Below are 11238 nucleotides of genomic sequence, written 5' to 3' on the forward strand. Positions count from 1 at the left end.
TCTATATTTAATTTAATTCTGAGATGGGTATTATGGATAATTTACGTACTGTTCTAATTGTTGTTGCGTCCTTAGTCATTATTGCTTTATTGATTCATGGGCTTTGGATCAATAAAAAGGAACGTTCTTCATTATTTAAGACAAGTAAAAAAAATAAATTTGAACCAAATTCTCAGCAATTTGAAGATATCTACGGTGAAGAAGATGATGTGATTTTACTCACACCCAAAAATAATCATAAAGAAAAAAAGGATCCAATTGAGACAGTAGCAGTTGCAGAAAAGGAAGAGAATCAACCGCTTCAAGAAGATCTGTTCTCAAACGAAGATCAACAAAAAATTGACGATGAAGAAAATAACGAGCCAATCATCAATTTCCAACAAGATATTTTTGCTGATGAACCAGTAATTCAAAAAACGGAAACTAAATCACCTTCAAAAACGGTGAAAACTTCATCAGAAAATCAAAACAACAAAAAAGAAAAACTAAATCTCAGCGATGAAAATCAAACTGAAATCATTGTCCTAAACGTAACCGGTATCAATGGAAAATCATTACAAGGTGAAGTACTTTTAGCTAGCATAATTCAATCTGGATTTCAATTTGGTGATATGCAAATTTTCCACCGCCATGTTGACCCTGCCGGCAATGGACCAATATTATTTAGTTTAGCCAATATGATTAGTCCGGGGTATCTAGATCCCGAAACAATGCACGAATTTACAACACCTGGTGTATCAATTTTTATGGTTGCACCAACTCATGGAAACAATCAACAAAATTTCAAATTAATGCTACAAACAGCACAACGTATCGCCGATGATGTTAATGGTGTTGTTTTGGATGACGAACATCATATGATGACACCACAAAAAATCGATAGTTATAAAGAACGTATAAAAAAAGCTTGTAACGAAATTTAGGCTAGCTGTTCAAAATTCCTCATTTTTGCTACTATTCCACTAAAAAATTAGTGGAATAGTCTAACTTATATTATGTAATTGACTATATTTAGTAAAATCTGTTGTTCTAAATACAGTTAAATACTATTTTAGTAATAAATTTAAAAACCTTCGTGATAAATTAAGAGTTTAAAATCATGCCACAATCAAATATAACTGAACATTCAGTAGCGCCATCTAGCTCTAAGCAAGATGTAATAACACAGATCTCTAGTTTACGTGATCTGATAAGACATCATGAATACTGTTATTATGTGTTAGATGCTCCCGAAATACCCGATGTGGAATATGATAAATTAATTAAACAGCTGCAAAATCTGGAGTTGGCTCATCCTGAACTTATTACCCCTGACTCACCAACCCAACGTGTTGGAGGAGCTCCATTATCACAATTTTCGTCGATCAGACATCAATTACCTATGTTATCATTGGATAATGTTTTTGATGAATCGAGTTTTATCGCTTTTAATAAAAGAATAAAAGATCGCTTAGAGCTTGATGAAGATCAAGCCGTTGAATACTGTTGCGAGTTAAAACTTGATGGCTTGGCGGTAAGTCTGTTATATGAAAATGGTCAATTAATTCAAGCTGCTACACGAGGAGATGGAACGACTGGTGAAGATATTACTGCCAACGTTCGAACCATAAAAACTATTCCACTCGTATTGCAGGGTGAGAATATTCCTTCTCGCCTAGAAGTTAGAGGTGAAGTTTTCATGACACATAAAGGTTTCGCTAAATTAAATGCAGAAGCTGAAAAACGTAACGAAAAAATATTTGCTAACCCTCGTAATGCTGCTGCCGGTTCATTAAGACAGTTAGATCCAAAAATCACGGCTAAAAGACCACTTACTTTTTTCTGTTATGGCGTTGGTATTAATGAAGGAGCAGACTTACCCAATACTCACTATGCAAGACTAATGCAATTTAAAGCTTGGGGACTACCAGTAAGTAACAAAGTTCAAATTCGCCATGGCGCACAAGAAGCACTAGATTATTTTAAGCAAATTGGTGATCAAAGAATGTCATTAGACTTTGATATCGATGGTGTTGTAATCAAAGTCAATAGCATTACAGAACAAGAACAACTTGGTTTCGTTGCTCGTGCGCCTCGTTGGGCTACTGCATTCAAATTTCCAGCACAAGAAGAAGTAACAAAGTTAAATAAAGTTGACTTTCAAGTCGGGCGTACTGGTGCGATAACACCAGTAGCCAGATTAGAGCCAGTATCAGTTGCCGGGGTAATTGTCAGCAATGCCACACTGCATAACAGCGATGAAATCATCCGGTTAGGTATTCGTGAGGGTGATTATGTCACCGTTCGTCGAGCTGGCGATGTTATTCCACAAATTGTCGCAGTAATTAAAGATCGAAGACCCGCAGATACTAAAGAAGTTATTTTTCCAACTCACTGCCCGATTTGTGGTTCAATCATTGTCCGTGATGAAGGACAAGCGATATCTCGTTGCGCGGGAGGATTAATTTGTCAAGCACAACGCAAAGAAGCTTTAAAACATTTTGTTTCTCGTCGAGCAATGAATGTCGAAGGTTTAGGAGATAAAATAATTGAACAACTAGTTGATAAAGATTATGTTAAAACGCCAGCTGATCTTTATAAGCTCACTTTACCAATGCTATGCTCATTGGATAAAGTTGGGGAAAAATTAGCTAATAATTTATTGAGCGCATTAGATATATCTAAAAATACGAGTTTGAATCGATTTATTTTTGCGCTTGGTATTCCTAATGTTGGTGAAGTCACTGCGGAAAATTTAGTTAATCAATTAGGAAATTTAACCGCAATTGAAAACGCATCTTTGGAACAATTACAATCGGTAAATGATATTGGTGCTGTTATTGCAGAAAGTATTATCGACTTCTTTCAAGAACCTCATAACCGCACAGTAATTGATCAGTTAATTAGTGAGGAAATTGGTATACACTGGCCAGATGTTGAAGCTCAACTGCTAACAACAGACTCACCATTTTCAGATAAAACCGTAGTGTTAACAGGAACTTTATCAATATTAACGCGCGATGAAGCAAAAGCTAAATTAAAACAACTTGGTGCTAAAGTAACAGGTAGTGTTTCAAAAAAAACCGACTTAGTCATTGCAGGAGAAGCAGCTGGCTCAAAATTAACCAAAGCACAAGAACTTGGAATAAAAGTGATTGATGAACAAGAATTGATAAACTTATTAAATCAATGAATATAAAATAGTGGAGTATATTAAGCTAATCAAGCAAAATGGCTTAATCCCAAATTCAAGGAGAAAATTATGCCTTTATTAGACAGTTTTAAAGTTGACCATACCAAAATGAAAGCGCCTTTTGTACGAATAGCCAAAACCATGGCAACCCCAAAAGGTGATGACATTACCGTATTTGATCTTCGCTTTACCATTCCTAATAAAGCACTATTACCTGAAAAAGGTATTCATACCTTAGAGCATTTATTTGCAGGCTTTATGCGTGACCATTTAAACAGTGATAAAGTTGAAATCATTGATATCTCACCAATGGGTTGCCGAACTGGTTTTTATATGAGTTTAATTGGCAAACCAGAAGAGTCTTCAGTTGTTAATGCTTGGTTGCAAGCTATGCATGATGTTATGAATGTAAAATCTCAATCAGAAATTCCTGAATTAAATGAATACCAATGCGGAACCTACACCATGCACTCATTAGATGAAGCCAAAGCCATTGCCGAAAAAATCATCCAATCAGGTATTGGTATTTGCCATAATCAAGACATTGCATTAACGGATGCACAAATTGCCAGCATTAATCACTAGGAGATATTTATGCCAAATGTAGTTATCGACTTCTTAGAAGGACGTACCATCGAACAAAAACGTGAAATGGCTAAACGAGTAACTGATGCCATTGTTGAAACGCTTAATTGTAAACCTGAAGCAGTACAAATTATTATGCATGAAGTCTCAAAAGATCAAATTGCTAATGGTGGTGTACTAAGATACGATAAAGATTAATAAATTTTTTTATTAACAGATAAAAATTAACCTCAAAACCGCTGATAGATTTTGAGGTTAAACGATTAAATAATTATTTTAACTAAATTAAAAATACGGCAACTTCGTAAAACTCACATTTCAAAGAGTTAATGATTACAGTGGTGTAAATGTAATAAATGCCCCAATTTATTAGCTTTAGTCGCTAAATAATACTCGTTGCTTGGGTTTTCTCCCACTTCCAAAGGTACTCGTTCAGTAACATTAATACCTGCTTGTTCAAGAACTTTTATCTTTTCTGGATTATTCGTTAATAATCGAATTTGAGAAACATTTAATAACCTTAGCATATCAGCACACAAAGTAAAATCACGCTCATCAGGTGCAAAACCTAGTTGCTCATTGGCTTCAACTGTATCTAAACCTTGATCTTGAAGGGCATAAGCTCTGATCTTATTTAATAATCCAATATTACGCCCTTCTTGACGATGATAAATTAAAATCCCTTTTCCTTCTTTAGCGATTTGCTTTAATGCGGCTTCTAATTGAAAACCACAATCACAACGTAAACTAAATAATGCATCGCCCGTCAAACATTCTGAATGAACACGTGTTAATATGGATGAATGATCATTAATGTCACCTAATACTAATGCCACATGATCCTTACCTGTTGCAATTTCTTCAAAACCAACAATAGTAAAACATCCCCATGGTGTTGGCAGTTTGGCTTGTGCAACACGTTTTAATTGCATTATTATCTCCAAATTCAGTAATAACATAGAAGATTTTATAAAAATAAATCGTGCATCCATGTTAAAATAAGTCAAATTTTACGCTTAATTGAGTTTCTAAATGAGGTTAGTAATAAAAAAAACAATAGCGGTATTAACAATATTTCTAATTATACCGTTATCTGTAACAGCCGTAAATTGGCAGTGGCAGCCGACGTCAATAAATAGTACATCTGAATATTTTTTTTGGTTAACCGAAACAGCTAGCTTTCCTTGGGCAATCATCACATCAGGTTTGTTGTTTCTATTATTTTGTTTACTACTAGCCAATAAAACTAAAAAAACAATCTTATTATTGTTAATTTTAGTCAGTGCGATGTTAGGAGGTCAAATTATTAAAAGCCTTATCAAACAACAAACAGCTGAATCAAGACCATACGTTTTATGGCTAGCTAAAGAATATCATTTTAATGATAAACAATTTTATTCCCAAACACGAGCAGAACGAAAAGCCACTATTGAACAATTACTTGCTAATTCAAACACTATTCCAAATTGGTTGGCTCAACATTGGCAAAACGAAACAGGTTACGCTTTTCCTTCAGGACATACATTGTTTGCTGCAACTTGGGCTTTTTTAGCAATAGCACTACTCAGCTTTAAAAGACATTTTTTAATAGTCAACGCCATTATTATATGGTCATTACTGATTGAAACTAGTCGGCTTTTATTAGGCATGCATTCCGCTTATGATCTAATATTAGGTATTGTTCTTGCTTGGGTAATTTCATTAATCTGCTGTTTTTATGCTAGAAAATGGCATATAGTATAGTTGTTAGATGAATTTATAAGCAATAAGTTTTATAATAAAGTTCAATAAATATTTTTTAATAAAATAATAAGGTTAAAATTATGAAATTAGTGATATCAATTTTATTGATAATTCTTATTTTCGCCATATCAATAACCATAGGTTCAGCTAATAATCAATTAGTTATATTTAACTACTTAATTGCTAAAATTGAAGTTAGGTTGTCTGTACTACTTGCTATTTTGTTTGGTTCTGGCTTTTTGGTCGGTTGGTTATTAACAGGTATATATTTCCTAAAATCAAAATTCCAATACTCATCCACAAAACGTAAACTAAATAAGTTACAAAAAAAATATGATGAAAAAAATCATCAAAATTTAACCAACTAAAAATAGGTAATTATGTTTGAATTGTTATTTCTACTACTCCCAATAGCTGCCGGATATGGTTGGTATATGGGGGGGAGAAATGCCAAACAAAAATATTTAAATGAATCTAACCGACTATCTCGGGAATATGTAGATGGTCTTAATTTTCTTTTGTCCAATCAAAAAGATAAAGCGGTTGATCTTTTCCTTGATATGCTTAAAGAAGATGACGGTACACTAGAAGCACATTTAACTCTAGGCAATCTATTCCGTTCACGCGGTGAAGTTGACCGAGCAATACGTATTCATCAAGCATTAATGGAAAGTTCATCCTTAACTTTTGAACAACGACTATTAGCCATTCAACAACTTGGTCGAGATTACATGGTGGCAGGTTTTTATGATCGTGCAGAAGAGATGTTTTTACAGCTTATTGATGAAGAAGAGTTTCAGCAACATGCCTTGCAGCAACTACTAATTATTTATCAATCAACTAGCGAATGGAATAACGCGATTAACGCTGCTAGCAGATTAGTTAAACTTGGCAAAGAAAAATATAAAATGGAAATTGCCCAATTTTATTGTGAACTTGCCACCACTGCTATCAGCAATAATGATTTAGATCAAGCTTATAACTTATTAAAAAAATCAGCGGCTGCAGATAATAATTGTGCTCGAACATCGCTAATGCTGGGACGAGTACTTATGTCGCAAGATAAATGTGAACAAGCAATTGAGTGTTTTGAAAAAATATTAAACCAAGACAAAGCCTTTATTGGTGAAGCACTACCACTGTTAAAAACCTGTTATGCAAAACTCAATCAGCCACAACGATTTAAGCAATTCCTCGAAATTTGTGTCCAACAAGACACCGGAAACGTTGCCGAACTGATGCTTGCTGATATGGTTGAAAAAGATAACGGACTTGATGCGGCGCAATATTATCTTTATCGTGAATTACTAAAACACCCTAATCTAAAAGGATTTTATCGCTTAATGGATTACCATGTTGCCGATGCCGAACAGGGAAAAGCCAAAGAAAGTTTATTATTACTTCGCAATATGGTCGGTGAACAGATAAAATCGGTTCCCAATTACCGTTGCCAAAAATGTGGATTTACGGTTAATACCCTCTACTGGTTGTGTCCGGGCTGTCGCTCATGGTCAACCATAAAACCAGTTCGTGATTTCGAACATCATTGAAATAATTAAAAAGAGTTAAATATGTTTCTAATTGATTCACACTGTCATTTAAACAGTTTGGACTATACTAATAAAACGCTTAATAGCGTTCTGCAACAAGCACTACACAACGATGTAAAGCATTGTCTAAGTGTTGCCACTACATTGTCAGATTATGAGTCAATGAAAACAATGTTAACACCATATAAAAAACAGTGCTCATTTTCTTGTGGGATCCATCCGCTTAATTTGGATGATGAACCCTATGATGCCGACCGTTTTGTTCGCCTTGCTCAAGAAGACAATGTTGTCGCGCTTGGAGAAACTGGTCTTGATTATTACTATCAACAAGACAACATCGAATTACAACAAGCCAACTTTATCGAACATATAAAATTAGGCAAACAATTAAAAAAACCTATCATTGTTCACACCCGTAACGCCAAAGAAGATACACTTAAACTTTTAAAAAAAGAGCAGGCTTATTCTGGTGTGTTACATTGCTTCACCGAAGACATTGATACAGCCAAAGCACTATTAGATATCGGTTTTTATATCTCATTTTCAGGCATTATCACCTTCAAAAATGCGGAATCTTTACGTGAAGTAGCTAGATATGTACCTTTAGATCGTATCCTGATTGAAACTGACTCGCCTTATTTAGCGCCAGTCCCTTATCGTGGAAAAGAAAACCAACCAGCTTATGTTCGCGAAGTGGCCAACTACTTAGCCACATTAAAAAGCGTCTCGTTGGAGACCATTGCACAACAAACGACAACCAACTTTTGTCAATTATTTAATTTACAAGGGGCATTTAATGAGTAACAAATTAACCATCGATTGGAATGATTTTTTAACCAATTATTGGCAAAAAAAACCCGTCATTTTACGCGATGCTTTTAGCAATTTTATCGACCCTATCTCCCCTGAAGAACTGGCTGGCCTTGCCATGGAAGAAGAAATTGAAAGCCGAATCGTTACCAATAAAAATGGGATATGGGACGCTAATTACGGACCATTTATTGATTACAGCCACTTAGGTGAGGAGAATTGGAGTCTTCTTGTACAAGCAGTAGACCATTGGCACGAACAAGCGGCAACCTTAGTGGAACCATTTAAATGTATTCCTCAATGGCAGTTTGAAGACCTTATGATCTCCTACGCTACTCAGGGCGCTGGCGTTGGGCCACACATTGATAATTATGATGTATTTATTATCCAAGGTAAAGGTTGTCGTCGATGGCAAGTTGGCGATCGTAATCCTAATTATAAACAGTTTAGTGCCCACAAAGCACTACTGCATGTAGAAGATTATCTGCCAATTATCGATGAAGAAATCACCGCAGGTGATATTTTATATATTCCAATCGGCTTTCCGCATAATGGCATATCAATTGGTGAATCGCTAAGTTATTCTGTTGGTTTTAGAACCCAAACATCACAAGAACTACTTAGTGGCTTTGCTGATTATGTAATTGATAACTTACCCAATGGCATTTTCTATCAAGACCCTGACTTAAAGTTACCTAGCGATCCGTATCGAATCCAACCATACGAACTTGAAAAGCTAAAAGGGCAAATGATCGACCTCATTAAAAACCCAGCCCTATTCAATGATTGGTTTGGTAAACACATCACCATGCCGATGCATGAACTTAACATCATCCCAGTCGATCCTGCTTATGACTTAGATGAATTTGAAGAAATATTGCAATCTGGAGCTGAACTATTTCGTGTGCCAAGCATACGTATTGTAAAAATAGACGATACCGCATACATCAATGGTAACAAAATACCATTACCAATAGAAACCATCGATCTTTTATGCGAATCGGAAGTACTTTACTACGAACAATTGCAGGATGAACAAACCCTAAACGTTATGCTAGAATTCGTTAATCTGGGTTATTGGTATTTTGACGAAGAATAACTTTTTACACCAAGACTATTGAGTAAAAATTCGAGGATAAATTGTCACGATATGGTGGAATTATCGGTTAATTTGTCTCAAAAATGAGATATTTAACAAGACTAACTGAATAATTTTGCCAAATCGATAAAAAATAAAATAAAACCGGCCAATTTCGCCTTTTCATTTGGATTTTTCCCACTTTTAAGTATATACTTGCCCCGCTCCAAACTCCCCCTTAATTTAACAATATGAAGAAAATTGTTAAATAAGAGACGCAGATCCACTATAAATGACTTGAGGTAAACATGAACATTGACGTTACCAAGCAAAATGAACAAATCACCCCTTACCAAAAACGTACCCTATTTGCATCAACGGTAGGTTATGCATTAGATGGTTTAGATATGATGATTTTAGGTGTCTGTTTCAGTCTAATTGCTACCAGTTTTAACCTAACCAAAGCCGATCTTGGCACTTTAACTTCAGCCACATTATTAGGTGCCGTATTAGGAGGAATATTTTTTGGTATCCTTGCCGATAAATATGGGCGAGTTAGAGTATTTTCATGGACAATTTTAATCTTCTCAGTATTCACGGGTTTTTGTGCAATTTCACCCAATTATGAGTGCTTCCTTATTTTTCGTTTTCTAAGTGGACTTGGCCTTGGTGGTGAATTTGGTATCGGCATGACTTTAGTATCAGAAAGTTGGCCAAAACATAAACGTTCACGAGCAACCTCAATTGTGGCACTAGGCTTTCAAGTGGGTATAATTCTTGCCGCTTTAACAGTTAATTTTATTGGTGAAGTGCATGGCTGGCGTTGGGCATTTGCCATGGGTGTATTACCAGCACTATTCGTTGCATGGACACGTAAAGGATTAAAAGAGCCTGAAATTTGGCAGAATCTAAAAGATCAGAAACAAAATAATATCGCCATTAGTAAACTCTTTAAAAATCCGAGAATCACTGCAACCACTATCGGCTTAACCATTGCCTGCGCTGTACAGAATTTTGGCTTTTATGGCATAATGGTTTGGATGCCGAATATGATTGCCTCTGAATATCATCTACCTTTCAAAAATACCATGTTTTGGACTATCTCAACCACTATTGGCATGTCATTGGGGATCTTAATTTTTGGTTGGTTATGTGACAAATTCGGACGCCGTCCTTCTTACATCGTATTTTTATTTGTCTCAGCAGTTTCAATATGGTTCTATTTCCAACAAAAAGAGGTCACCATTCTAATTCTATTTGGCTCAGTGATAGGCTTTTTTGTTAATGGCATGATGGGGGGATATGGAGCATTATTGGCTGAGCACTATACCACCGATGCGCGCTCAAGTGCTGAGAATATCATCTTTAACATCGGTCGTGGTATTGCTGGCATATCGCAAGTATTGATTGCTTATTTAGCAACAATTTATTCGATCAGCTATGCATTAGCATTACTATCAGGAGCATACCTACTATCCGCAGCAGCCTTTATATTCTTAATTCCAGAAACCAAAGGTAAAGCACTAGAATAACGATAAAAACAGGGCAAATTGCCCTGTTTAATAATTCAATCTCCGAAATGATTAGTTTTGGTTATTACAATCAGTAGGTTTTAACGGAATACTAAATACCATTTCATCTTTTATGTAGTAGTTATGGATAGCGCCATCTGGAAATGCAGTTTTGAAAGCTTTCATTTCACTATTGTCCATACAATAAAGACTTTTTAACGCTTCTGCAGTAGTTTTTTTACTTTGTTCAATATCCATCTCATCTTTAGATATATTCATTTCATACTTATAATTAATCGTATTATTATCTTTATAAAGATCAACTAAGTTAACATTACCACTCACTTTTGCTGGCAAAAAGCGTTTAGCTTCATTGATATAATTATCTTGATCTTTACTTAAATCTGGTTTACTTGCAGCGGTATCATTTGAAGCTGTTACTGTTTTTGCTGGATCACTATTAGCAGTGTTATCAGCCGGTTTAGATTTTGAATCATCACAACCGAATAGAGCGGCAACCATTAGGAACAATGCCGAATATTTTAAACCTTTCATATAAATTCCTTATTATAAAATTAATTAATGATTTAATCAGATTAAAAAGACTATTAAATTTTAAAATATAACCATAAAAAAATACACAACTTTTCACATTGAAAAAGAAAGAAAAAATTAATTATATATAATATAAAAAAAGGGCCAATACAGCCCTTTAAAATATTATAATTATTAAAATTAATTAATATGCATACCACCAGTTACACCATATACTTCCGCGGTGGTATAGCT

12 protein-coding genes are annotated in these 11238 nt (G+C 35.0%); 10 read left to right on the forward strand and 2 right to left on the reverse strand.

The window, feature by feature from the left end:
• Nucleotides 1-29 precede the first annotated feature (29 nt).
• The 4 genes from zipA (at nucleotide 30) to B6C99_RS12380 (ending at nucleotide 3955) form a co-directional block, all read left to right on the forward strand.
• The gene (gene zipA / locus B6C99_RS12365) at nucleotides 30-923 is read left to right on the forward strand and encodes a cell division protein ZipA (RefSeq protein WP_086360113.1); all 894 of its coding nucleotides are present in this window, start codon (nucleotides 30-32) and stop codon (nucleotides 921-923) included.
• Nucleotides 924-1099: 176 nt separating this feature from the next.
• Entirely contained in the window at nucleotides 1100-3172 is a 2073-nt protein-coding gene (ligA, locus tag B6C99_RS12370; protein WP_086360102.1) for an NAD-dependent DNA ligase LigA, read from the forward strand.
• A 69-nt stretch (nucleotides 3173-3241) separates the two neighbouring features.
• Nucleotides 3242-3757, forward strand: a complete 516-nt coding sequence (gene luxS, locus B6C99_RS12375) for an S-ribosylhomocysteine lyase (protein ID WP_086360103.1) — start codon at nucleotides 3242-3244, stop codon at nucleotides 3755-3757.
• Between the two features lie 9 nt (nucleotides 3758-3766).
• A complete protein-coding gene (locus B6C99_RS12380) occupies nucleotides 3767-3955 on the forward strand; it encodes a 2-hydroxymuconate tautomerase (RefSeq protein ID WP_086360104.1) in 189 nt (62 codons plus the stop codon).
• 128 nt (nucleotides 3956-4083) lie between these two features.
• On the opposite strand, the gene ribA is transcribed toward B6C99_RS12380, so the two are convergent.
• On the reverse strand, nucleotides 4084-4689 hold the full coding sequence (gene ribA / locus B6C99_RS12385; RefSeq protein ID WP_086360105.1) for a GTP cyclohydrolase II: 606 nt from the start codon (nucleotides 4687-4689) through the stop codon (nucleotides 4084-4086).
• A 100-nt stretch (nucleotides 4690-4789) separates the two neighbouring features.
• Here ribA and B6C99_RS12390 point away from each other — a divergent pair, with 100 nt between their 5' ends.
• From B6C99_RS12390 to B6C99_RS12415, 6 genes are all read left to right on the forward strand, one after another.
• Nucleotides 4790-5500, forward strand: a complete 711-nt coding sequence (locus B6C99_RS12390; protein ID WP_086360106.1) for a phosphatase PAP2 family protein — start codon at nucleotides 4790-4792, stop codon at nucleotides 5498-5500.
• Nucleotides 5501-5580: 80 nt separating this feature from the next.
• Nucleotides 5581-5868, forward strand: a complete 288-nt coding sequence (locus B6C99_RS12395; RefSeq protein WP_086360107.1) for a LapA family protein — start codon at nucleotides 5581-5583, stop codon at nucleotides 5866-5868.
• 12 nt (nucleotides 5869-5880) lie between these two features.
• On the forward strand, nucleotides 5881-7050 hold the full coding sequence (gene lapB / locus B6C99_RS12400) for a lipopolysaccharide assembly protein LapB (RefSeq protein WP_086360108.1): 1170 nt from the start codon (nucleotides 5881-5883) through the stop codon (nucleotides 7048-7050).
• Between the two features lie 21 nt (nucleotides 7051-7071).
• Nucleotides 7072-7854, forward strand: coding sequence for a YchF/TatD family DNA exonuclease (locus tag B6C99_RS12405; protein ID WP_086360109.1), 783 nt, complete (start codon nucleotides 7072-7074; stop codon nucleotides 7852-7854).
• Nucleotides 7847-8959: a cupin domain-containing protein gene (locus B6C99_RS12410; protein WP_086360110.1), complete on the forward strand. Its 1113-nt coding sequence runs from the start codon at nucleotides 7847-7849 to the stop codon at nucleotides 8957-8959. The genes B6C99_RS12405 and B6C99_RS12410 overlap by 8 nt, the downstream gene beginning before the upstream one ends.
• Before the next feature lie 287 nt (nucleotides 8960-9246).
• Complete coding sequence (locus tag B6C99_RS12415) at nucleotides 9247-10470, forward strand: MFS transporter (protein WP_086360111.1); 1224 nt, start codon at nucleotides 9247-9249, stop codon at nucleotides 10468-10470.
• Nucleotides 10471-10521: 51 nt separating this feature from the next.
• Here the strand turns inward: B6C99_RS12415 and B6C99_RS12420 are convergent, their stop codons facing one another.
• Nucleotides 10522-11004 (reverse strand): hypothetical protein, encoded by a 483-nt coding sequence (locus B6C99_RS12420; protein ID WP_086360112.1) that lies wholly within the window; start codon nucleotides 11002-11004, stop codon nucleotides 10522-10524.
• Nucleotides 11005-11238 lie beyond the last annotated feature (234 nt).

Origin of the sequence: Gilliamella sp. N-G2 (genome assembly GCF_002142215.1) — a bacterium.
Classification (GTDB): domain Bacteria; phylum Pseudomonadota; class Gammaproteobacteria; order Enterobacterales; family Orbaceae; genus Gilliamella.

Excerpts from the sequence above, each read along its gene's own strand:
- B6C99_RS12405 (WP_086360109.1), top strand. The coding sequence starts at position 7,072 with ATGTTTCTAATTGATTCACACTGTCATTTAAACAGTTTGGACTATACT.
- lapB (WP_086360108.1), top strand. The coding sequence starts at position 5,881 with ATGTTTGAATTGTTATTTCTACTACTCCCAATAGCTGCCGGATATGGT.
- B6C99_RS12415 (WP_086360111.1), top strand. The coding sequence starts at position 9,247 with ATGAACATTGACGTTACCAAGCAAAATGAACAAATCACCCCTTACCAA.
- B6C99_RS12420 (WP_086360112.1), bottom strand. The coding sequence starts at position 11,004 with ATGAAAGGTTTAAAATATTCGGCATTGTTCCTAATGGTTGCCGCTCTA.
- B6C99_RS12410 (WP_086360110.1), top strand. The coding sequence starts at position 7,847 with ATGAGTAACAAATTAACCATCGATTGGAATGATTTTTTAACCAATTAT.
- ligA (WP_086360102.1), top strand. The coding sequence starts at position 1,100 with ATGCCACAATCAAATATAACTGAACATTCAGTAGCGCCATCTAGCTCT.
- B6C99_RS12380 (WP_086360104.1), top strand. The coding sequence starts at position 3,767 with ATGCCAAATGTAGTTATCGACTTCTTAGAAGGACGTACCATCGAACAA.
- B6C99_RS12395 (WP_086360107.1), top strand. The coding sequence starts at position 5,581 with ATGAAATTAGTGATATCAATTTTATTGATAATTCTTATTTTCGCCATA.
- B6C99_RS12390 (WP_086360106.1), top strand. The coding sequence starts at position 4,790 with ATGAGGTTAGTAATAAAAAAAACAATAGCGGTATTAACAATATTTCTA.
- ribA (WP_086360105.1), bottom strand. The coding sequence starts at position 4,689 with ATGCAATTAAAACGTGTTGCACAAGCCAAACTGCCAACACCATGGGGA.
- luxS (WP_086360103.1), top strand. The coding sequence starts at position 3,242 with ATGCCTTTATTAGACAGTTTTAAAGTTGACCATACCAAAATGAAAGCG.